Source organism: Streptomyces sp. NPDC090088 (genome assembly GCF_044747345.1).
GTDB lineage: Bacteria > Actinomycetota > Actinomycetes > Streptomycetales > Streptomycetaceae > Streptomyces.
This window is the reverse complement of the sequence record NZ_JBIVDZ010000001.1, coordinates 1020545-1042778: the sequence shown is the minus strand read 5'-3', so window position 1 is coordinate 1042778 and position 22234 is coordinate 1020545. Positions and strand designations below refer to the sequence as shown.

Annotated in this window: 22 protein-coding genes; 13 read left to right on the top strand and 9 right to left on the bottom strand. The window is 69.8% G+C overall.

What is annotated here, in order from left to right; translation table 11 throughout:
• The first annotated feature begins 45 nt into the window (after positions 1-45).
• Positions 46-849, top strand: coding sequence for a TerD family protein (locus tag ACIPSJ_RS04625; RefSeq protein WP_359208308.1), 804 nt, complete (start codon positions 46-48; stop codon positions 847-849).
• 123 nt (positions 850-972) lie between these two features.
• Here ACIPSJ_RS04625 and ACIPSJ_RS04620 read toward each other — a convergent pair whose 3' ends face one another.
• The 6 genes from ACIPSJ_RS04620 to ACIPSJ_RS04595 all read right to left on the bottom strand — a co-directional run bounded on the left by ACIPSJ_RS04620 (position 973) and on the right by ACIPSJ_RS04595 (position 5559).
• The gene (locus tag ACIPSJ_RS04620; RefSeq protein WP_359208311.1) at positions 973-1710 is read right to left on the bottom strand and encodes a Tellurium resistance; all 738 of its coding nucleotides are present in this window, start codon (positions 1708-1710) and stop codon (positions 973-975) included.
• Between the two features lie 109 nt (positions 1711-1819).
• The gene (locus tag ACIPSJ_RS04615) at positions 1820-2965 is read right to left on the bottom strand and encodes a DUF475 domain-containing protein (RefSeq protein ID WP_359208314.1); all 1146 of its coding nucleotides are present in this window, start codon (positions 2963-2965) and stop codon (positions 1820-1822) included.
• A 130-nt stretch (positions 2966-3095) separates the two neighbouring features.
• Positions 3096-3674 (bottom strand): TerD family protein, encoded by a 579-nt coding sequence (locus ACIPSJ_RS04610; RefSeq protein ID WP_355710891.1) that lies wholly within the window; start codon positions 3672-3674, stop codon positions 3096-3098.
• 117 nt (positions 3675-3791) lie between these two features.
• Entirely contained in the window at positions 3792-4367 is a 576-nt protein-coding gene (locus ACIPSJ_RS04605) for a TerD family protein (RefSeq protein ID WP_355710890.1), read from the bottom strand.
• 178 nt (positions 4368-4545) lie between these two features.
• Positions 4546-5004: a peroxiredoxin gene (locus ACIPSJ_RS04600; RefSeq protein ID WP_359208319.1), complete on the bottom strand. Its 459-nt coding sequence runs from the start codon at positions 5002-5004 to the stop codon at positions 4546-4548.
• 117 nt (positions 5005-5121) lie between these two features.
• Positions 5122-5559: a DUF3052 domain-containing protein gene (locus ACIPSJ_RS04595; RefSeq protein ID WP_355710888.1), complete on the bottom strand. Its 438-nt coding sequence runs from the start codon at positions 5557-5559 to the stop codon at positions 5122-5124.
• A 425-nt stretch (positions 5560-5984) separates the two neighbouring features.
• Between ACIPSJ_RS04595 and aceE the strand changes: the two genes are divergently transcribed.
• Together aceE and ACIPSJ_RS04585 are read left to right on the top strand one after the other, a co-directional pair.
• Positions 5985-8732 carry a pyruvate dehydrogenase (acetyl-transferring), homodimeric type gene (gene aceE / locus ACIPSJ_RS04590; protein WP_359208323.1) on the top strand — a complete coding sequence of 916 codons (2748 nt, stop codon included), beginning with the start codon at positions 5985-5987 and terminating at the stop codon, positions 8730-8732.
• A gap of 76 nt (positions 8733-8808) precedes the next feature.
• Positions 8809-9627 carry a potassium channel family protein gene (locus ACIPSJ_RS04585; protein ID WP_401343342.1) on the top strand — a complete coding sequence of 273 codons (819 nt, stop codon included), beginning with the start codon at positions 8809-8811 and terminating at the stop codon, positions 9625-9627.
• Between the two features lie 187 nt (positions 9628-9814).
• Here the strand turns inward: ACIPSJ_RS04585 and ACIPSJ_RS04580 are convergent, their stop codons facing one another.
• Positions 9815-11434, bottom strand: a complete 1620-nt coding sequence (locus ACIPSJ_RS04580) for an MFS transporter (protein WP_401343339.1) — start codon at positions 11432-11434, stop codon at positions 9815-9817.
• Between the two features lie 66 nt (positions 11435-11500).
• Between ACIPSJ_RS04580 and ACIPSJ_RS04575 the strand changes: the two genes are divergently transcribed.
• From ACIPSJ_RS04575 to ACIPSJ_RS04565, 3 genes are all read left to right on the top strand, one after another.
• Positions 11501-12127, top strand: a complete 627-nt coding sequence (locus tag ACIPSJ_RS04575; protein ID WP_359208332.1) for a TetR family transcriptional regulator — start codon at positions 11501-11503, stop codon at positions 12125-12127.
• 102 nt (positions 12128-12229) lie between these two features.
• A complete protein-coding gene (locus ACIPSJ_RS04570) occupies positions 12230-13447 on the top strand; it encodes an alpha/beta hydrolase (RefSeq protein WP_359208336.1) in 1218 nt (405 codons plus the stop codon).
• Between the two features lie 67 nt (positions 13448-13514).
• On the top strand, positions 13515-14360 hold the full coding sequence (locus ACIPSJ_RS04565) for a DUF4429 domain-containing protein (RefSeq protein WP_401343336.1): 846 nt from the start codon (positions 13515-13517) through the stop codon (positions 14358-14360).
• A 95-nt stretch (positions 14361-14455) separates the two neighbouring features.
• Here ACIPSJ_RS04565 and ACIPSJ_RS04560 read toward each other — a convergent pair whose 3' ends face one another.
• The gene (locus ACIPSJ_RS04560) at positions 14456-14923 is read right to left on the bottom strand and encodes a MerR family transcriptional regulator (protein ID WP_401343333.1); all 468 of its coding nucleotides are present in this window, start codon (positions 14921-14923) and stop codon (positions 14456-14458) included.
• Between the two features lie 96 nt (positions 14924-15019).
• Between ACIPSJ_RS04560 and ACIPSJ_RS04555 the strand changes: the two genes are divergently transcribed.
• Positions 15020-15490 (top strand): GNAT family N-acetyltransferase, encoded by a 471-nt coding sequence (locus ACIPSJ_RS04555; protein WP_359208345.1) that lies wholly within the window; start codon positions 15020-15022, stop codon positions 15488-15490.
• Positions 15491-15509: 19 nt separating this feature from the next.
• The gene (locus tag ACIPSJ_RS04550) at positions 15510-16337 is read left to right on the top strand and encodes a serine hydrolase domain-containing protein (protein WP_359208348.1); all 828 of its coding nucleotides are present in this window, start codon (positions 15510-15512) and stop codon (positions 16335-16337) included.
• 124 nt (positions 16338-16461) lie between these two features.
• Here the strand turns inward: ACIPSJ_RS04550 and ACIPSJ_RS04545 are convergent, their stop codons facing one another.
• A complete protein-coding gene (locus ACIPSJ_RS04545; RefSeq protein WP_401344568.1) occupies positions 16462-17115 on the bottom strand; it encodes a pirin family protein in 654 nt (217 codons plus the stop codon).
• A 73-nt stretch (positions 17116-17188) separates the two neighbouring features.
• Here ACIPSJ_RS04545 and fasR point away from each other — a divergent pair, with 73 nt between their 5' ends.
• The 5 genes from fasR (at position 17189) to fabF (ending at position 22132) form a co-directional block, all read left to right on the top strand.
• Positions 17189-18394, top strand: coding sequence for a fatty acid biosynthesis transcriptional regulator FasR (gene fasR / locus ACIPSJ_RS04540; RefSeq protein ID WP_359208351.1), 1206 nt, complete (start codon positions 17189-17191; stop codon positions 18392-18394).
• Positions 18395-18483: 89 nt separating this feature from the next.
• Positions 18484-19395: an ACP S-malonyltransferase gene (locus tag ACIPSJ_RS04535; RefSeq protein WP_401343328.1), complete on the top strand. Its 912-nt coding sequence runs from the start codon at positions 18484-18486 to the stop codon at positions 19393-19395.
• Between the two features lie 17 nt (positions 19396-19412).
• Complete coding sequence (locus ACIPSJ_RS04530; protein WP_359208356.1) at positions 19413-20444, top strand: ketoacyl-ACP synthase III; 1032 nt, start codon at positions 19413-19415, stop codon at positions 20442-20444.
• Positions 20445-20534: 90 nt separating this feature from the next.
• Positions 20535-20783 (top strand): acyl carrier protein, encoded by a 249-nt coding sequence (locus ACIPSJ_RS04525; protein WP_355710875.1) that lies wholly within the window; start codon positions 20535-20537, stop codon positions 20781-20783.
• Positions 20784-20869: 86 nt separating this feature from the next.
• On the top strand, positions 20870-22132 hold the full coding sequence (gene fabF / locus ACIPSJ_RS04520) for a beta-ketoacyl-ACP synthase II (protein ID WP_359208360.1): 1263 nt from the start codon (positions 20870-20872) through the stop codon (positions 22130-22132).
• Positions 22133-22234 lie beyond the last annotated feature (102 nt).

The window sequence follows — 22234 nt, the reverse complement described above, 5'->3', positions numbered from 1 at the left end:
CCCCCCGCGTTGTCGTGACCAGGACCGAGAGGGCAGGATGACCGCATGACGCACGCGATGTTGAAGGGCTCGAACGTCCCGGTGGACGCGGGCACGGTCCGGGCCGTGCTGCGCTGGACACCCGGGCAGGGAGTTCCGGACGTCGACGCCTCGGCGCTGCTCCTCGGCCCCGACGGTCGTGTGCGCTCCGACGAGGACTTCGTCTTCTACAACCAGCCCCGGCACCCCTCCGGGAAGGTCTGGCGGCTCGGCAAGAAGCGGGTGGCCGAGGGCCTCACCGACACGATCCAGACAGATCTGCCCGGTGTCGAGCCCACTGTCGGCCGAATCCTCCTGGTCGCATCGGCGGACGGCATCCCGTTCGAACACGTACCCGCCCTGCGCATCCTGCTGTACGACGCCACCGCCCCGGACGCCGAACCGCTGGCGCATTTCGACATCAAGCCGGAGACCGGCGCCGAGACGGCCCTGATCTGCGGCGAGCTGTACCGCAGGGGCGAGGGCTGGAAGTTCCGCGCGCTGGGCGAGGGCTACAGCAACGGCCTCAAGGGCCTGGCCACGGACTTCGGCATCTCCGTGGACGAGTCGGAGTCGCTGGAGGAGCCGCCGGCCTCCATGCCGCTGCCCCCCGAGCAGCCGACCACGGTCCCGGCCCAGCCGGCCTACGGCTACCCCCAGCCCGCCTCACCGGCCCAGCCCCCGGCCTACGGCTACCCCCAGCCCGCCTACACCCAGCAACAGCCCCAGTCGGGCTACGGCTACCCCCCGCCGGCCCCCATCCCGGCGGCAACGGTCCCCAACACGGACTTCCGGCTGCCTCCGCAAGGGCCACAATTCATCGGCCGCTAGGGATGCCGACCTGCTTTTAGGGGCGCGAGGCTGTATCAATATGCGGCTCCGCCGCGTGGGCGCGACCAGCCACACACGGCCCGCAGTCGCGCACTCACCATCGAACCCACCCCGACAGGCGATCTAACGCTCCGCCTTCGCCTTGTACCCCCGCCCCCACTGCAACCCCCACCCGTACAACCGGTCCAGCTCCCCCTGGAACCCGTACACGAACTTCACCTCGCGCCGGACGACCAGCTCCCCCTTCACGTTCTCGATCATCACCACCGCACAGGACCGCGCCTGCGGATGCCGCTCGTCGAGGCCTATCTCGATCCGCGGCCCGTTGCTCGGGTACAGCGTGACGATCGCGTGGGTCCGGTCGAACGCCGGCGTCTGGTCGTAGATGTACACGAACACCAGCAGCCGCTTGATGTCGTCCCGGTGATCAAGGTTGACGTACATCGTCTCGCCGGACGCGGACCCGAACCGGTCGTCACCGCTGAGCTTGACGTACGGCGGCGCGTTCACGTCCCCGAGCAGGCCGCCGAGCGGCTGCACGACCCCCTTGGACCCGTCGGCCAGCTCGTACAGCGCCCCGAGGTCGAGGTCGACGTTGACCATGCTCTGCCCGTGCCCGATCACCTCCGGCGGCCTGAGCGCCTTGAAGGGGTGCCGGAACAGACTCGTCTTCTGTTCGCTGTCGAAGTCGGACGTCCGCATCCGCCAGCTCAGGTTGACCCGCAGGTTGCCGGTGGCCGCGCCCTGCTTCGTGAGGGACACCTGCTGATGCCGTTTGGTGAGCTCGATGGAGTTGGACGCGGCGCTGCCCGAGTCGAACTCGGCCGCCCTGCCGCCCAGCAGTCCGTCGAAGAAACCCATTCCCGCCCCCAGAGACTCCCGCCGACGCCCGGGGGCGGCCGACCCGGTCGGCCGCCCCCATCAGAGCGTTCCTCGTCCAGAAGGGTGTCACACCCTCCTTTTCGGCCTGTCAGACGCCGGACGAGACCTCAGCCTTCTCGTCCGCCCCCGCTTTTCCCTCGGCGGCCGCCAGCCGCTGGTTGCGGCGTACGGAGGACCAGAAGGACCAGCCGATCAGGACGACGCCGACGAGGCCGGTGATGACCTCGTTGATCTGGTACTGGATGGTGACCATCAGGATGACGGCCAGGGCGCCGATGGCGTAGTGGGCGCCGTGCTCCAGGTAGACGTAGTCGTCCAGGGTGCCCTGGCGGACCAGGTAGACCGTGAGGGAGCGGACGTACATGGCGCCGATGCCCAGGCCGAGGGCCATCAGGACGATGTCGTTGGTGATGGCGAACGCGCCGATGACGCCGTCGAAGGAGAAGGACGCGTCCAGGACCTCGAGGTAGAGGAACATGAAGAACGCGGCCTGGCCGGCCAGCACCACCGGCGACTTCTTCTTCCCGGTGCGTTCGGCCTCCTCCTCTTCCTCGTGCTCGCGTTCTTCCTCGGCCTCCAGCCGGTCCTCGAAGAACCCGGAGAGACCGCCGACGATCATGTAGGTGATCAGGCCGGCGATACCGGCGATCAGGACCGTCTGTGCCTTGTCGGTGTGGCCGCCGCCGTGCTGGTGGGCGTGGGTGGCGAAGGTGAAGGCGGTGATGAGCAGGACGATCAGGGCGATGCAGACCGCCAGCATGTCGACCTTGCCGAGCTTGGCCAGCGGGCGCTCGATCCAGCGCAGCCACTGGATGTCGCGGTCCTCGAAGATGAAGTCCAGGAAGATCATCAGCAGGAACATGCCACCGAAGGCGGCGATCGCCGGGTGGGCGTCGGTGACCAGTTCCTGGTAGCGGTCCTTGTTGTTGAGCGCGAGGTCGACGGCCTCGATGGGGCCCATCTTGGCGGTGACCGCGACGATCACGACCGGGAAGACCAGCCGCATGCCGAAGACCGCGATGAGCACGCCGATGGTGAGGAAGATCTTCTGCCAGAAGGCGTTCATCTTCTTCAGGATTCCGGCGTTGACGACCGCGTTGTCGAACGACAGGGAGATTTCCAGGACGGCGAGGATCGCGACGATGCCGAAGGCCTCCCACCCCCCGTAGAAGACCGCGGCGACCAGGCCGAGCGCGGTGATCGCGAACGACCAGCCGAAGGTTTTCAGAAGCACTGGCTACCCAATCTTGTGTGTACGGGTCTCGCTCGCGCCGTACTCGGCTTTACCTACTGTTGACCACGCAGTCTAGAGGGCACCGGTGTCCTACGGGGGTGTCGGGCCCCACATCCGGACGGAGAAGGTGCTAGGAGACGTTCACGCCGAAGTCGAGGGCGATGCCGCGCAGGCCGGAGGCGTAGCCCTGGCCGACGGCCCGGAACTTCCACTCGCCCTGGTAGCGGTAGAGCTCGCCGAAGATCATGGCGGTCTCGGTGGAGGCGTCCTCGCTGAGGTCGTAGCGGGCGAGTTCCTGGTTGTCGGCCTGGTTGACCACGCGGATGAACGCGTTGGAGACCTGGCCGAAGGTCTGGCCGCGCTCGTCGGCCATGTGGATCGAGACCGGGAAGATGATCTTCTCGACGTTGGCCGGCACCTTCGGCAGGTCGACCAGAATCGATTCGTCGTCGCCCTCGCCCTCACCGGTGAGGTTGTCGCCGGTGTGCTCGACCGAGCCGTCGGGGCTCTTGAGCTGGTTGTAGAAGACGAACCACTCGTCGCCGAGGACCCGGTTCCCCGCGTCGCACAGCAGCGCGCTGGCGTCCAGGTCGAAGGGGGCGCCGGTGGTGGAGCGGGCGTCCCAGCCGAGTCCGATCATGACGTTGGTGAGGTTCGGTGCGGCCTTGGAGAGGGAGACATTGCCTCCCTTGGCGAGCGTGACGCCCATGGTGATGGTCCTCCCCTAGCGGTGTTTCTCCGGTTGTCCTGCGCGTCCGGCGCCGACCGTAAACGGTGCGGCGCCGGACAGAGCGGACTTTCGAACGCCCACGGGCGTTCGCCTGGCTCAGACGTTGACGCCGAAGTCCTGGGCGATGCCGCGCAGGCCCGAGGCGTAGCCCTGGCCGATGGCGCGGAACTTCCACTCGGCGCCGTTGCGGTACAGCTCGCCGAAGACCATCGCGGTCTCGGTCGAGGCGTCCTCGGACAGGTCGTAACGGGCGATCTCGGCACCGCCGGCCTGGTTGACCACGCGGATGAACGCGTTGCGGACCTGGCCGAAGGACTGCTGGCGGTTGTCGGCGTCGTAGATCGACACCGGGAAGACGATCTTGTCGACCTCGGCCGGGACACCGGCCAGGTTGACCTTGATCACCTCGTCGTCGCCCTCGCCCTCACCGGTGAGGTTGTCGCCGGTGTGCTCGACCGAGCCGTCGGGGCTCTTGAGGTTGTTGAAGAAGACGAAGTTCTGGTCGCTGGCGACCTTGCCCGCCGTGTCCAGCAGCAGCGCGCTGGCGTCCAGGTCGAAGTCGGTGCCGGTGGTGGTCCGGACGTCCCACCCGAGACCGACGAGGACCGCGGTCAGGCCGGGGGCCTCCTTCGTCAGCGATACGTTGCCGCCCTTGCTGAGGCTGACTCCCACGAGTCCTCCCATGTCGTGTCAGGGGCGGGGAGCCCCCGTCGTGCGTCGGATACCGGATCAACGTCTCGATCCTAGTGACGGGTTCCCGCGCCTCGCAGGCCCTGGACCCCGAAGAATTACCGGGTGTCGGCCGTCCCGACCCCTAGGGGTTCGCCCGGGGCCGAACGGGCCGGGCGGTTCAGAGCGCGTCGAGCGCCGTGACGTACTCGTCGAGGTCGCGGGCGTCCGGCAGACCGTTGACCACGGTCCAGCGCACGACGCCCTCCTTGTCGATGACGAAGGTGCCTCGGACGGCGCAGCCCTTGCCCTCGTCGAAGACGCCGTAGGCGCGCGAGGTCTCGCCGTGCGGCCAGAAGTCGCTCAGCAGCGGGTACTCCAGGCCCTCCTGCTCGGCGAAGACGCGCAGGGTGTGGATGGAGTCGTTGGAGACGGCGAGCAGCTGGGTGTCGCGGTCCTCGAACCTCGGCAGGTTGTCGCGCAGCTCGCACAGCTCACCGGTGCACACACCGGTGAAGGCGAACGGGTAGAAGAGCAGCACCACGTTCTTCTCGCCGCGGAAGTCGGACAGCTTCACGGCCCGGCCGTGGTTGTCCTTGAGCTCGAAGTCGGGCGCCTTGTCGCCGACCTGGATCGCCATCGCTGCATCCCTTCGTAAGGGGCTGTTGGGGTGAGGACACCCTATGCGGCGACCTTCGCGCGGCGATCACGGCAGGCCGGTGGACGGACCGGCGACCGGTCCGTCCACCGGCGGAGTTCAGCGCTTCTTGGCGGCACCCTTCGGCGTGTTCAGCCGGCTGCCGTTCCAGTCCTTGCCCACGCTGACGCTCTTGGTCTGCGAGAGGCCGGCGGTCGTGACCGCCTCGCCGATGTCGCTCGGCTCGACATAGCCGTCGCGGCCGGTCTTCGGCGTCAGCAGCAGGATCGAGCCACCCTCTTCGAGGTAGCCGAGGGCGTCGACCAGCGCGTCCGTCAGGTCGCCGTCATCCTCACGGAACCAGAGCACCACGGCGTCTGCCACGTCGTCGTAGTCCTCGTCCATCAGCTCGCTGCCGATGGTCTCTTCGATGGACTCGCGGAGCTCCTGGTCGACGTCGTCGTCGAAGCCGATCTCCTGGACCACCTGGTCTGGCTGGAACCCCAGCCTGACGGCAGGGGTGGTCCGCTCCTCCGCGTGGTCCGCGGTCGCGCTCACGGGTTGCCTCCTGATCATGTCTTGGTGATGAACTCAGCCACGCGCGTGCGCGAAGCATTGGCCGTAGTCCACACGGGCGGGACCGATCGCGCAAGTACCCGGCCGTTCAGACCGCCGAAACGGTGACGATCCCGGCCGTGTCGCCGCAACTCCCGGCACCGTATCGCGGACGGCTGTGGCTCACACCACTCCCTTTTGCCCGCTATGCACCTTTCGGAATCATCCTCACATGCGGTGGTCGAACGAGTTTGCCAAGCGCGTCACACCCCGGGCGTATCGTTGCGTTTTGGCCGGGCCCGAGTTACCTCGCGGTAGAGATGACGTGCGCTGCCCCGAGGTGGACGATGGACAGCGGTGCAGGCAGAGCGCAGGGAAAACAGCAAAAAATCAGGGAATCAGTGCCCCTCTGACAGGTAAGGAACAGCGTGGCTTCCGGATCCGATCGCAACCCGATCATCATTGGCGGCCTTCCGAGTCAGGTTCCTGACTTCGATCCCGAGGAAACCCAGGAGTGGCTCGACTCGCTCGACGCCGCCGTGGACGAGCGCGGCCGGGAGCGGGCCCGCTACCTGATGCTCCGCCTGATCGAGCGGGCGCGCGAGCGGCGGGTGGCCGTGCCCGAGATGCGCAGCACGGACTACGTCAACACGATCGCCACCCGCGCGGAGCCCTTCTTCCCGGGCAACGAGGAGATCGAGCGCAAGGTCCTCAACGCCACCCGCTGGAACGCCGCGGTGATGGTCTCCCGCGCACAGCGCCCGGGCATCGGGGTCGGCGGCCACATCGCCACCTTCGCCTCCTCGGCCTCCCTCTACGACGTCGGCTTCAACCACTTCTTCCGGGGCAAGGACGACGGTCTCGGCGGCGACCAGGTCTTCTTCCAGGGCCACGCCTCCCCCGGCATCTACGCCCGCGCGTTCCTGCTCGACCGGCTCAGCGAGACCCAGCTGGACGGCTTCCGCCAGGAGAAGTCGAAGTACCCGGACGGCCTCTCCAGCTACCCGCACCCGCGCTCCATGCCGGACTTCTGGGAGTTCCCGACCGTCTCGATGGGCCTCGGCCCGATCGGCGCGATCTACCAGGCGCGGATGAACCGCTACATGCACGCGCGCGGGATCGCCGACACCTCGAAGTCGCACGTCTGGGCGTTCCTCGGCGACGGCGAGATGGACGAGCCGGAGTCGCTCGGCCAGCTCTCCATCGCCGCCCGCGAGGGCCTGGACAACCTCACCTTCGTCGTCAACTGCAACCTGCAGCGGCTGGACGGCCCGGTGCGCGGCAACGGCAAGATCATCCAGGAGCTGGAGTCGGTCTTCCGGGGCGCCGGCTGGAACGTGATCAAGCTGGTCTGGGACCGCACCTGGGACCCGCTGCTCGCCCAGGACCGCGACGGCGTGCTCGTCAACAAGATGAACACGACCCCCGACGGTCAGTTCCAGACCTACGCCACCGAGTCCGGCGCGTACATCCGCGACCACTTCTTCGGTGACGACCAGCGGCTGCGCGCGATGGTCGAGCACATGACCGACGACCAGATCCTGCACCTGGGCCGCGGCGGCCACGACCACCGCAAGATCTACGCGGCGTTCAAGGCGGCCACCGAGCACCGGGGCCAGCCGACGGTCATCCTGGCCAAGACGATCAAGGGCTGGACGCTGGGCCCCAACTTCGAGGGCCGCAACGCCACGCACCAGATGAAGAAACTGACGGTCGCCGACCTCAAGGGCTTCCGCGACCGCCTCCACCTGCCGATCTCCGACAAGGAGCTGGAGTCCGGCCTGCCGCCGTACTACCACCCCGGCCGGAACTCGGAGGAGATCCAGTACATGCACGACCGGCGCAAGGGCCTGGGCGGCTACGTCCCGACCCGCGTCGTACGCTCCGAGCCCCTCGCGCTCCCGGACGACAAGACGTACGCGACCGTGAAGAAGGGCACCGGCCAGCAGTCGATCGCCACGACGATGGCGTTCGTACGACTGCTCAAGGACCTCATGCGGGACAAGGAGCTCGGCCGCCGCTTCGTACTGATCGCGCCGGACGAGTACCGCACCTTCGGCATGGACTCCTTCTTCCCGAGCGCGAAGATCTACAACCCGCTCGGCCAGCAGTACGAGGCGGTCGACCGCGACCTGCTGCTCGCCTACAAGGAGTCCCCGACCGGCCAGATGCTGCACGACGGCATCTCGGAGGCCGGCTGCACGGCCTCCCTGATCGCGGCCGGCTCGGCCTACGCCACGCACGGCGAGCCGCTCATCCCGGTCTACGTCTTCTACTCGATGTTCGGATTCCAGCGCACCGGCGACCAGTTCTGGCAGATGGCCGACCAGCTGGCGCGCGGTTTCGTCCTGGGCGCGACCGCCGGCCGTACGACCCTGACCGGTGAGGGCCTCCAGCACGCGGACGGCCACTCCCAGCTGCTCGCCTCGACGAACCCGGGCTGCGTGGCCTACGACCCGGCGTACGCGTACGAGATCGCGCACATCGTCCAGGACGGCCTGCGCCGCATGTACGGCGGCGACGCCGAGCACCCGCACGGCGAGGACGTCTTCTACTACCTGACCGTCTACAACGAGCCGATCCAGCACCCGGCCGAGCCGGCCGACGTGGACGTCGAGGGCATCCTCAAGGGCGTCCACCGGATCAGCGCGGGCACGGCGGGCACGGTCCCGGCGCAGATCATGGCGTCCGGCGTGGCGGTCCCCTGGGCGATCGAGGCCCAGAAGATCCTCGCCACGGACTGGAACGTCAAGGCCGACGTCTGGTCCGCCACCTCCTGGAACGAGCTGCGGCGCGAGGCCGTGGCCTGCGAGCAGCACAACCTGCTGCACCCGGAGGAGGAGCAGCGGGTGCCGTGGGTGACGCAGAAGCTGAGCGGCGCCGAGGGTCCGTTCGTGGCCGTGTCCGACTGGATGCGATCGGTTCCGGACCAGATCGCGCGCTGGGTGCCGGGCACATACCAGTCGCTGGGCGCCGACGGCTTCGGCTTCGCCGACACGCGGGGCGCGGCGCGCCGCTTCTTCCACATCGACGCGCAGTCGATCGTGGTCGCGGTGCTGACCGAGCTGGCCCGCGAGGGCAGGCTCGACCGCTCGGTCCTCAAGCAGGCCATCGACCGCTACCAGCTGCTGGATGTCGCGGCGGCGGACCCGGGCGCGGCGGGCGGCGACGCGTAGCGTCGGGCCGGCGGAGCGTTCGAGGGCGGCGGGGCCATGGTCCCCGCCGCCCTTGCTCTTTCTTTACGATGCGCACATGAAGGAACAGTCCGCGCAGGCACGTTGGGAGCAGATCACCCAACGGCCGTTGCTGGCACTCGCGGTGGCCTTCGCCATCGCCTACGCGCTGCCGATCGTGGACAGTTCCGCAGGGCATGTCCTCACCGCCGTGTGCACGATGGCCGAGTGGGTGGTGTGGGGTTCCTTCGCCCTGGACTACCTGGTCCGGCTGGGTCTGTCGCCCCGCCGCAAGGAGTTCGTGCGGACGCACTGGATAGACCTGTGCGCGGTGGTGCTGCCGCTGCTCCAGCCGCTGCGGCTGCTGCGGCTCGTCGCGACGCTGATGCTGGTGGGGCGGCGGGCCCGGATGGCCTCGCAGATCCGGCTGACGACGTACGTGGTGGGCGCGGTCGTCGGCCTGCTGATGTTCGGCTCGCTGGCCGTGCTCTCGGTGGAGCGCGACTCGCCGAACGGGAACATCCGCACGCTGGGTGACGCGTTGTGGTGGTCGTTCACGACGATGACGACGGTGGGGTACGGGGACCACGCGCCGACGACCGGGCTGGGCCGGATGATCGCGGTCGGCCTGATGCTCTCGGGGATCGCGCTGCTGGGTGTGGTGACGGCGAACATCGCCACGTGGTTCATCGCGCGCTTCGAGAAGGACGACGTGGAGGAACGGCGGCAGACGGAGGCGATCGAGGGGCTGACCGAGGAGGTACGGGCGCTGCGGGCGGAGGTCGCCGCCCTGCGCGAGGGGGTGGGTACCGAGGTCACGGCGTTGCGCTCACCGGCGCTGGCGGGGTGCCGCTGCGCCCACCCGTGCCGCCCCAGCGGCACTGCTGCCCGCAGTTGAGACGAGCCCCCCCCCACACCCGCAGCCGAACGACGGCCCGCTGCCCCCCTCCAGCAGCGCGCCGCAGCCCGGACAAGTCCCCGAATGCCCTGCGGAGGACCTGACCCACTGTGACCTGCGGCGCGTGCCGAGGGCGAGGAATCTTTAGCGGCGTCACCCTGATAGGTGAACTCCGCCCGGAGAAGCGTCAGATGTGGCCCACACCCGCATCGGCGCCCGCGTTCTCGCCGCGCTTGGTGAGCAGTGCGACCAGGATCGCGACCGCCGCCACGCCCGCCGCGACCAGCGAGGCGAGGCTCATGCCGGAGATGAACGTGTCGTGGGCGACGTCGGTGATCTTCGCGGCGATCGCCTCGGGCGTGCCCTTGGCGACCGGCGCGACCCCGACCTGGACCGCCTCGGAGGCCTGGGCCAGCTGCGCCGGGGTCAGCTTCGGCAGCCCCGCGTCGGCCCAGTTGCCCGCCAGGTCGCCGTCGACCTTGGAGGCCATCACGGCGCCGAGCACGGCCGTACCGAGGCTGCCGCCGATCTGCATCGCGGCCTGCTGGAGACCGCCGGCCACCCCGGAGAGCTCCATGGGCGCGTTGCCGACGATGACCTCGGTGGCGCCGACCATGACGGGCGCGAGGCCGAGGCCCAGCAGGGCGAACCAGACGGCCATGATCCCGCTGCCGGTGTCCGCCTTGAGGGTGGACATGCCGTACATGGCGACCGCGGTGGCCGCCATGCCGCCGGCCAGCGGGATCCGGGGGCCGAGCTTGGTGATCGCGGCGCCGGCCAGCGGGGAGCCGACGATCATCATCCCGGTGAGTGGGAGCAGATGCAGACCGGCGTCGACGGGGTCCATACCGTGGACGTTCTGGAGGTAGAACGTCACGAAGAACAGGCCGCCCATGAAGGCGATGGCCATCAGGACCATCAGCACCACGCCCGCGGAGAGCGGGACCGAGCGGAACAGGCCGAGCGGGATCAGCGGCTCCTTGACCTTCGTCTCCCAGTAGGAGAAGAGGGCGAAGCCGAGCACGGACGCGGCGATGAAGGCCCACGTCTTGCCGTCGCCCCAGCCCCAGGCCGGCGCCTTGATGAGTGCCCACACCAGGCAGAACATCGCGCCGGAGAGCAGCGCGATGCCGGGCAGGTCGAAGGAGCGCGGGGCGTTCTCCGCGCGGTGGTCGAGCAGCATCACGATGCCGAGGCCCAGGGCGATCGCGCCGACCGGCACGTTGATGAAGAACACCGACTGCCAGCTGACGTGCTGCACCAGCACACCGCCGAGGATCGGGCCGCCCGCGGTGGAGGCGCCGATGACCATGCCCCAGATGCCGATCGCCATGTTGAGCTTCTCGGCCGGGAAGGTGGCCCGCAGCAGGCCGAGCGCGGCCGGCATCAGCAGCGCGCCGAACAGGCCCTGAAGGACCCGGAAGGTGACGACCGCGCCGATGCTGCTGGACAGTCCGATGGCCCCGGACGCGGCGGCGAAGCCGACCACGCCGACGAGGAAGGTCTGCCGGTGGCCGAAGCGGTCGCCGAGCTTGCCCGCGGTGATCAGGGAGACCGCGAGGGCGAGGAAGTAGCCGTTGGTGATCCACTGCACCTGGGCGAAGGTGGCGCCGAGGTCCTTCTGGATCGCCGGGTTGGCGATGGCCACGATGGTGCCGTCGAGGGCCACCATCATGACCCCGACGGCCACGGTTATCAGGGTGAACCAGGGGTGGCCGCGCAGGCCGGAGGCCGGCGGACGGTCCACCGGGGCGGCGGGTGTCGCGTCCCCCGGTCCCGCCGCGTCGATCGTGGTCTGACTAGTCATGCGTGCGAGGCTAATGACAGCCACTGACAGTTGACAAACAAATTCACTAGTCAGTAACTGTCAGGCATGGAAACGCTGCGCGAACGCAAGAAACAGCGCACCCGGGACACGCTGCTGCGGTCCGCCCTCGAACTGTTCGTGACCCAGGGGTACGAGCGCACCACCGTCGACGAGATCGCCGAGTCCGTCGACGTCTCGCAGCGCACCTTCTTCCGCTACTTCGCGAGCAAGGAGGAGGTGGCCTTCTTCGTGCCGCGGATCACCGAGGCGCACTACGTCGAGGCGGTGCGCGGCCGCCCGGCCGAGGAGACCCCGCTGGAGGCGCTGCGCCGGTCGGTCATGGACAGCTGGGACACCATCGAGGAGGCCGTCGAGCGGTACGTCCCGGTCGAACTGCTCATGCGCACGTACAAGATGATCGAGGCGACCCCGGTCCTGTTCGCCGCCCATCTGCGGCGCCAGTCGGAGACCGAGGAGGAACTCGCGCGGATCATCGCCGAACGGGAGGGCGTCGACTTCGCCACCGACCCGAGACCCCGGCTGGTGGTGGCGCTCTTCGGCGCGGTCATCCGGGTGACCGAGCGGGAGTGGTCGGTCGGCGACGACTTCAGCGCGACGTCGATCCGCGAACTCACCGCGTCCTACCTCGATCAGGTGGGACCGGCGCTCACCGGGAACTGGCGGACGGGCTGAGTCCCGCCACACGGGCCTGAGATGGGGCTCACGTTTGCCGAAACGTGATAACTGTCACTCGGTTACCGCGAGACCCTCTCGTTCTCCTAGTGTGTCCTCCCAGTGACTTCCTTCGACACCTCCCCGCCACTCAACGTCTGGCGCGCGCTCCTCGCCCTGGCCGTGGTGTTCGTGATGCTCGCGACCACCGGCTGGACGGCCCTGCGCGCCCACCGCGAGACCACCGCCCTGCAGACCTCCCTCGACAAGTGGGAGCACGGCAGCGTCCACGGTCTCCACCTGCCGGACCCGGAGGCGTCGCCCGCGCGGCTCACCCGTTTCTTCGCCTCGCTCACCGCACAGGAGCGCGACCGGCTCGTCCACCGCTACCCGCTCGCGGTCGGCAACATGAACGGCGCCCCGGTCGGACTGCGTTACCGCGCCAACCACATCGCCCTCGGCCAGCAGCGCGCCGTCGAGAAGAAACGCATGCACGACCCCCGGCTCTCCGCGGCCGGGCAGCAGGACGCGGGCCGTCGTATGCACCGCTACGAGGCGCTGCTGGCGAACGGCCGGCAGATCCTCGCCTTCGACCCGGACGGCAGCGGCCGGGTCGCCGAGGTGTTCGGCGACCTCACCAGGGCCGAGCGGATCTCCGTCGTCGTCCCCGGCGTCGACACCGACCTGCTCACCTTCCAGAAGACGAACCGCCAGTACACCGCGCCGGTCGGCATGGCCAAGGCGCTCTACAAGGCGGAGCACACCGCGCGTCCCACGACCCGCACGGCGGTGATCGCCTGGGCCGACTACACCGCGCCCGACGGGCTCGGGGTGGACGCGGCCACCGGGATGGCCGCCGAGCAGGGCGCCGTACGCCTCAACGCACTGCTGCGGGCCCTGCCCGGCAGGGCGCCGGTGTCGATGTTCTGCCACAGCTACGGCTCGGTGGTCTGCGGGGTCGCCGCGCACGCCATGCCGGACCGGGTGGCCGACATAGCGGTGGCCGCGAGCCCCGGGATGCGGGTCGAGAAGGCCTCGCACCTGGACACCTCGGCCCGGGTGTGGGCGATGCGGGACGCCACCGACTGGATCCAGGACGTCCCCTACCTGGAGTTCGGCGGACTCGGCCACGGCGCCGACCCCGTCTCCTCCTCCTTCGGGGCGCGGGTGCTGTCGGCACACGACGCACAGGGCCACGCCGGCTACTTCGAGCCGGGCACCGACAGCCTGCGCAACCTCGCCGACATCGGGGTTGGCGCGTACGGCGCGGTCACCTGTGCCCACGACGATGACGGGTGCCGGGCGGGTTTGTCCGGCACCTCGACGGCCGGACGCGCGTAGAGACAGCAGGAAGTGCGGTATGCGCGGGGATGGGACTGGGAAGCACGTGCCGCATACGATGAGCCGCATGGGTGACGTACTGGCCGGATTTCATGCCGCCTGGGAGTTCGAGTCCGACTCCGTGCTCATCCGCTACGAACGGGGGATTCGAACACCGAAGCTGTTCCAGGCCCTGGGCGAACGCCGGGTGCCGCTGGCCGCGCTGGAGCGGGTGACGGTGTCGGCGGGCAAACGGGGCACGGTCGTGCTGAGGGCCGAGCCGCGCGCCGGTGCGGATCCGCTGATCGAGGCGGCGGCCGGACAGCTGAAGGACGGCAGCGACCCGTACCGGCTGGTGCTCCCCGCCGAGCGGGAGACCCTCGCGGAGTACTACGCCGACGAACTGCGGCCGCTGCTCACCGGGTCCGGACCGGCCGAAAGGTTTCTGGTGGCCGCGCCCGAGGCGCCCCGGCAGTTCAAGGCGTACGACGGGAAGGCCAGCTTCGACGGCAGGGCCGTGCAGTTCCGGTGGTCCTGGACGGGCGCGTCCACGGCGAAGTGGAAGGCCGGCGACCAGAGCTTCGCGGTGACCGACCTGGCGGGTGTGGAGTGGCGGTCGCCCGAGGTCTTCGAAGGGCATCTGCGGCTGCTGCGCCGCGACCACGCGGGGGCGGCGGTACCGGCCGACCAGGATCCCGCGACCGTGGTGTTCGGGCTGGGGTACGGGCCCGTGCACGAGTCACTGCCCTTCGCGGCGGCGGTGCTGGAGGCGGTGCGGGCGAAGAGCTCGGCCGCGCTGCCGGCGTCGGCGGGGCGGCGGGATCCCGCCGACATCGCCGAGCGGATTCGTCATCTGGGGGAGCTGCATTCGGCGGGGCTGATCACCGACGAGGAGTTCTCCGTGAAGAAGGCGGAGTTGTTGGCGGAGCTGTGACAGGTGGTCTGTCGGCTGCCGGCCGGTGGGGGCTGGTCGCGCCCACGCGGCGGCAGCCGCAAATCGATACAGCCCCGCGTCCCTATCGGGGCGCTTCAGTTGCTGCCTTTTTCGTAGAAGCTGATCTTGCGGTCCAGTACCGACAGGGTGTCGTGTAGCTCTGCGATCCTCGACAGGACGTCTCTGCGGGTCTGTTCCAGGAGTTCGCGGCGGTCGGGGTAGGTCGTCTCGCCCTCCCGCACCAGCTCCGCGTATCGGACCATGTCGGCCACCGGCATGCCGGTCAGGCGGAGCTTGGTCACGAAGTCCAGCCAGTCGAGGTCGCGGTTGGTGTAGCGGCGCTGGCCGGTGTGGGAGCGGTCGATGTGGGACATGAGGCCGATGCGCTCGTACCAGCGCAGGGTGTGGGCGGTCAGGCCGGTGACGGCGACGACCTCGCTGATGGTGTAACGGTCCTGGCCCTCGGGGCGCGGGTGCCGCACGGGGGCGGAGGTACAGCTGTCGGCGAGAGTGCCGGATCCCTGGTCGGCGGGGGCCGCGGTCGTGGTCTGCATCACCGTCATACGCCCACGCTATGGCCTTCGAGTGGGCTCGAAGCAAGTGGATTCGGTAAGAAATACGCACGACGCGCGGGGCGGGTGGTGGCTAGCGTGCCCGGCATGAGTCTCGTACGCCGTGCAGGGCCCGAGGACGCGCCGGAAGTGCTGCGCCTGCGCCAGGTCATGATCGACTCCATGGCGGAGGTGGACGGCCCCACGGGGTGGCACGCCGAGTCGCTGCCGACGCTCCGGGCCCGGCTCGGCGCGGCCGACGGGGACTTCGCCGCGTTCGTCGTCGATCATCCGGAGCGGCCGGGGGCGCTGGCCGCACTGGTCGTGGGGACACTGGAGTACCGGATCGGCCGGGCCGGCAATCCGCACGGGCGGGTCGGCCAGGTCTTCAGCGTGGCGACCGACCCGGACGCCCGGCGCCGGGGGTACGCCCGGGCGTGCATGGCGGAGCTGCTGGAGTGGTTCCGGGAGCGGGGCGCCGCACAGGTCGACCTGAACGCGTCGGCCCAGGCGGAGCCGCTGTACGCCTCGCTGGGCTTCGTCCGCAAGCCGGACCCCTCGATGCGGCTGACGCTCTGAGCCGCTTAGGCTCGGGGCCATGTCGTCCTTGAACAGCCTCGCGTCCATCGAGAACTGGCCCGTGCCGACCGCCGCGGCGGGCGCGGTACGGGCCGGCGGGACGGTCCTGGGCACCCATGGGCCGGCCGGGCACCGCTTCCCGCTGGCCTCCGTCACCAAGCCGCTCGCGGCGTACGCGGTGCTCGTCGCGTACGAGGAGGGGGCGCTCGACCTCGACGAGCCGGCGGGGCCGGACGGGGCGACGGTACGGCATCTGCTCGCGCACACCTCGGGGCTGGCCTTCGACGAACACCGGGTGACGGCGCCGCCCGGGGAGCGGCGGCTGTACTCCAACGCCGGGTTCGAGGTGCTCGGCGACCATGTGGCCAAGGCCACGGAGATCCCGTTCGCGGAGTATCTGCGGCAGGCGGTGCTGGAGCCCCTGGGCATGACGTCGACGTCGCTGGAGGGCTCACCGGCCAAGGACGGCGTCTCGTCGGTGTCCGACCTGCTGCGCTTCGCGGCGGAGCTCCAGGCACCGCGGCTGCTGGACCCGCGGACGGTGGCGGAGGCGACGCTGACCGTCCACTACCCGGGTACGAAGGGCGTGTTGCCGGGCTACGGCCATCAGAACCCCAACGACTGGGGGCTGGGCTTCGAGATCCGCGACGGCAAGGCACCGCACTGGACGGGGAGTTCGTCCTCCCCGCGGACCTTCGGTCACTTCGGGCAGTCGGGCACGTTCCTGTGGGTGGACCCCGAGGCGGGGGTGGCGTGCGTAGCCCTCACGGACCGGGCCTTCGGCCCCTGGGCGGTCGAGGCATGGCCGGTGTTCACGGACTCGGTGCTGGCGGAGCTGCGCGGCTGAGGCGGGGGGGCGCTCACCGCTACGACGTGCCCCGTCAGGGGCGCTGGGGGTCCCCCCGGCCGAAGGCTGGGGGAGGAACTGCGCGACCAGCCCCCACCGGCCCGCGGGCGCACGACGGGGGCGACTACCCCGCCATCTCCCACACCAACAGTTCAGCCGGCGTCAGCCCTTCCGCCGCCAAGTCCTTCGCCCCCACCACCCTCACCGAATCCCCCGGCCCCAACTCCTCCCCGCCCAAGCGCACTTCCCCCCGCACCACGTGCACATACACATACGCCCCGTCCGGCACCGCCGTCCGCTCCCCCGCCCCCAGCCGGCGGACGTGGAGCATCGCGCCGGCCTCCGGGACGGCGTACGGGGTCGAGTCGGCGATGCCGCGGACGATCTCGTAGGAGGGCTCGCCGCCGGGACGTACCGGGGCCAGCCACATCTGGACGAAGGTCAGCGGCTCCGCGCCGTCGTTGCGCTCGACGTGGCGGACGCCCCCCGCCGAGCTGAGCCGCTGGACGTCGCCGTGGCGGACCACCGTCTCGTGGCCCTCGGAGTCGCGGTGGGTGAGCTCGCCCTCGACCACCCACGTCACGATCTCGGTATGGCTGTGCGGGTGCTCGTCGAAGCCCGCGCCGGGCGCCAGCCGCTCCTCGTTGCAGGCGATGACCGCGCCGAAGCGGAGGTTGTCCGGGTCGTAGTGCGGGCCGAAGGAGAAGGCGTGCGACGACTCGATCCCGGTCGCCGGGTCGCCTCCCGGGTAGCGCTGCGCCGCGCGCCTGACGTCCATCACGGCACCACCGTAGACCGCTGCCGGCACCCGGCGGCGCATGCTCCCGTCCGGATAAGGCAGTCTTGTCCACGTGCCCGAACCCGTAACGCGCAAGTCCGATCCCCTGGCTCATCCGGTCCACCCGCACTCCGCGACCCTGAAGCGGCTGGAGAAGTCGTCCGGCAGCCTCGCCGCCCAGGCCATCGCACGCATGGACGAGAGCCTGTCGTGGTACCGGGCCATGCCCCCGGAGAACCGCTCCTGGATCGGGCTCGTCGCCCAGGCGGGCATCGCGGCCTTCACCGAGTGGTTCCGGCATCCCGACGCCCCGCAGGCGATCTCGACGGACGTGTTCGGGACCGCGCCGCGCGAGCTGACCCGGGCGATCACGCTGCGGCAGACCGTGGAGATGGTGCGGACCACCATCGAGGTCATGGAGTCCGCCATCGACGAGGTGGCGGCGCCCGGCGACGAGAACGTGCTGCGCGAGGCGCTGCTCGTCTACGCCCGGGAGATCGCCTTCGCCACCGCCCAGGTGTACGCCCAGGCCGCCGAGGCACGGGGTGCCTGGGACGCGCGGCTGGAGTCGCTGGTGGTGAACGCGGTGCTCAGCGGCGAGGCCGACGAGGGCGCGGTGAGCAGGGCCGCGGCACTCGGGTGGAACTCTCCGGACAACGTGTGCGTCGTGCTCGGCACCGCGCCCGACGGGGACAGCGAGCTGACCGTCGAGGCCATCCGGCGGGCCGCCCGGCACGCCAAGCTGCAGGTGCTGACGGGTGTGCTCGGGGACCGGCTGGTCGTCATCGCGGGCGGCAACGACAACCCGCTGGCCGTCGCCAAGTCGCTGATCGGCCCTTATGCCGCCGGGCCGGTCGTCGCGGGGCCCGTGGTGCCGGACCTGCTGGCGGCCACCCGGTCCGCGCAGGCCGCCGCCGCCGGGCTCAAGGCCTGCTCCGCCTGGCAGGACGCGCCGCGGCCCGTGCTGGCGGACGATCTGCTCCCGGAGCGCGCCATCGCGGGCGATCCGAGCGCGCGTGAGCAGTTGGTGGAGGAGATCTACAGACCGCTGGAAGAAGCCGGTTCGGCGCTGCTGGAAACACTGAGCGTCTATCTGGAACAGGCGAGCAGCCTGGAGGGCGCGGCCCGGATGCTCTTCGTCCACCCGAACACCGTGCGCTACCGGCTCCGACGTGTGACTGACGTCACCGGATGGTCGCCATCCGATGTACGATCCGCCTTCACACTGCGGATCGCGCTGATCCTGGGGCGTCTGGTCGATGGAGATCCCCAACCATAGGTTTTTGTCGGGGGCCCACAAAACCCCTTCGTGTTCTTCGTCCCTGTCCCCACGGGCGGCCGTGGCCGCCGACAAGAGAGAGTGTGAGAGTGCTCGTACTCGTCGCTCCCGGCCAGGGCGCCCAGACGCCCGGCTTCCTGACCCCCTGGCTCGACCTCCCCGGTGTGGAGGCCCGTCTGCGTGCCTGGTCCGAGGTGATCGGCCTCGACCTGGTGCACTACGGCACGGACGCCGACGCGGACGAGATCCGGGACACCGCGGTGGCCCAGCCGCTGCTCGTCGCCGCCGGACTGGTGTCCGCCGTGGCACTCGGTGACATTGCGCCGGGTGCGGTCGCCGGGCACAGCGTCGGGGAGATCACCGCCGCCGCCGTCGCCGGCGTGCTGAGCGAGGACGAGGCGCTGACCCTCGTACGCAAGCGCGGACTGGCGATGGCCGAGGCCGCCGCGATCACCGCGACCGGCATGTCGGCGCTGCTCGGCGGCGACCCGGACGTCTCGGTCGCGCACCTGGAGAAGCTGGGCCTGACCCCGGCGAACATCAACGGCGCGGGGCAGATCGTCGCGGCCGGCACCCTGGAGCAGCTCGCGGCGCTCGCCGAGGACAAGCCCGAGGGTGTCCGCAAGGTCATCGCCCTCAAGGTCGCCGGCGCCTTCCACACGCACCACATGGGCCCCGCGGTCGACGCACTGGCCGAGGCCGCCAAGGAACTCTCGCCCGCCGACCCGAAGCTGACCTACGTCTCCAACAAGGACGGGCGGACCGTCGCCTCCGGCGGCGAGGTCGTGGACCGGCTGGTCGGCCAGGTCGCCAACCCGGTCCGCTGGGACCTGTGCATGGAGACCTTCCAGGAGCTCGGCGTCACCGCCCTCCTGGAGCTGTGCCCCGGCGGCACCCTGACCGGCCTGGCCAAGCGTGCCCTGCCCGGCGTCAGGACGCTCGCCCTGAAGACCCCCGACGACCTCGACGCGGCCCGCGAACTCATCGCCGAGCACAGCTGAATTAGGAGCGCACTGCGATGTCGAAGATCAAGCCCAGCAAGGGTGCCCCGTACGCGCGCATCCTCGGTGTCGGCGGCTACCGCCCGACCCGCGTGGTGCCCAACGAGGTGATCCTCGAGAAGATCGACTCGTCCGACGAGTGGATCCGGTCGCGCTCCGGCATCGAGACCCGGCACTGGGCGGGCCCCGAGGAGACGGTCGCCGCGATGTCGATCGAGGCCGCCGGCAAGGCGATCGCGGACGCGGGCATCTCCGCCGAGCAGATCGGCGCCGTGGTCGTCTCGACCGTCTCGCACTTCAGCCAGACCCCGGCCGTCGCCACCGAGATCGCCGACAAGCTCGGCACGAACAAGGCCGCCGCCTTCGACATCTCGGCCGGCTGCGCGGGCTTCGGCTACGGCCTCACGCTCGCCAAGGGCATGATCGTGGAAGGCTCCGCCGAACACGTGCTCGTCATCGGCGTGGAGCGGCTCAGCGACCTCACCGACCTGGAGGACCGGGCCACCGCCTTCCTGTTCGGCGACGGCGCGGGCGCGGTCGTGGTCGGCCCCTCGCAGGAGCCGGCGATCGGCCCGACGGTGTGGGGGTCGGAGGGCGACAAGTCCGAGACCATCAAGCAGACCGTGCCCTGGGACAGGTTCCACGTCGGCGACGTGACGAACCTGCCCCTGGACAGCGAGGGGAACATCAAGTTCCCGGCGATCACGCAGGAGGGCCAGGCGGTGTTCCGCTGGGCCGTGTTCGAGATGGCGAAGGTCGCTCAGCAGGCGCTGGACGCGGCCGGGATCAGCGCGGACGACCTGGACGTCTTCATCCCGCACCAGGCCAATGTGCGCATCATCGACTCGATGGTGAAGACTCTCAAGCTGCCGGAGCACGTCACGGTCGCCCGTGACATCCGCACCACCGGCAACACGTCGGCCGCCTCGATCCCGCTCGCGATGGAGCGGCTCCTGGCGACCGGCGAGGCGAAGAGCGGCGACACCGCGCTCGTCATCGGGTTCGGGGCGGGTCTCGTCTACGCCGCCACTGTCGTTACCCTCCCCTAGGCACTCCGTGCCGGATCATGCATCCGGTGCGGGAACGCCGTCAGCACCACCGCAGCAACCGTCTGGAACATCTAAGAAGGAGCGCCTGACATGGCCGCCACTCAGGAAGAGATCGTCGAAGGTCTCGCCGAGATCGTGAACGAGATCGCCGGCATCCCGGTTGAGGACGTCCAGCTGGACAAGTCCTTCACCGACGACCTGGACGTCGACTCGCTGTCCATGGTCGAGGTCGTCGTCGCCGCCGAAGAGCGCTTCGACGTCAAGATCCCGGACGAGGACGTCAAGAACCTCAAGACCGTCGGCGACGCGACCAACTACATCCTCACGCACCAGGCCTGAGGCCCTTAGCCGGTCTCCGGCTGCAATGCCCCGCCACCCGGCGGTGGCGCCGTCGAATCCCGTATCCGTTGGAGAAAGAATTCCCGATGAGCCCGACCAATCGCACCGTGGTCGTCACCGGTATCGGCGCAACCACACCGCTGGGTGGCGACGCAGCTTCGTTCTGGGAGGCCCTGGTCGCCGGCAAGTCCGGCGTCCGCCTGCTGGAGCAGGACTGGGCGGCCGAGCTGCCCGTCCGGATCGCGGCGCAGATCGCCGTCGAACCGAGTGAGATCATCCCGCGCCCGCAGGCCCGCAAGCTGGACCGGTCCGCGCAGTTCGCGCTGATCGCCGCCCAGGAGGCCTGGAAGGACGCCGGCTTCACCGCCAAGGCCGGTGAGGACGTGTCCGCCAACCCCGACCGGGTCGGCGCCGTCATCGCCTCCGGCATCGGCGGTGTGACGACCCTGCTGGACCAGTACGACGTGCTCAAGGAGAAGGGCGTACGCCGTGTCTCCCCGCACACCGTGCCGATGCTGATGCCCAACTCGCCGGCCGCCAACGTCGGTATCGAGCTGGGTGCGCGGGCCGGTGTGCACACCCCCGTGTCGGCCTGCGCCTCCGGCGCCGAGGCCATCGGGTACGCCATCGAGATGATCCGCACCGGGCGTGCGGACGTCGTCGTGGCCGGCGGTACGGAGGCGGCGATCCACCCGCTGCCGATCGCCGCGTTCGGCAACATGATGGCGATGTCCAAGAACAACGACGACCCCGAGGGCGCGTCGCGTCCCTACGACTCCGGCCGTGACGGCTTCGTGCTCGGTGAGGGCGCGGGCGTGATCGTCCTGGAGTCCGAGGAGCACGCGAAGGCGCGCGGGGCCCGGATCTACGTCGAGGCGGTCGGCCAGGGCATCTCGGCCGACGCGCACCACATCACGCAGCCGGAGCCCTCGGGCAACGGCATCGCGCACGCCCTTCAGAACCTGCTCGACAGCTCGGACCTGAAGCCGGCCGAGATCGTGCACGTCAACGCGCACGCCACGTCCACGCCGCAGGGCGATGTGGCCGAGATCAAGGCGCTGCGGAAGGTGTTCGGCGACGACGTCGACCACATGGCCATCTCGGCGACCAAGTCGATGACCGGTCATCTGCTGGGCGGTGCCGGTGGTATCGAGACCGTCGCGTCGATCCTGGCGCTGGTGAACCGGACGGCTCCGCCGACCATCAACCTCGCCGAGCTCGACCCCGAGGTCAACGCGGACGTGGTGCGCGGCGAGGCCCGGCAGCTGCCCGAGGGCCGGATCGCCGTACTGAACGACTCGTTCGGCTTCGGCGGGCACAACGTGGTCCTGGCGTTCCGGACGATCTGAGAAACGCCGTTTCAAGGCTTGTGGCCCGGACTCTGAAGAAGAGTCCGGGCCACAGTGCGTTTCGTTGTCGGCCGACCGCCGGTGGGGACTTCTCGCGCAGTT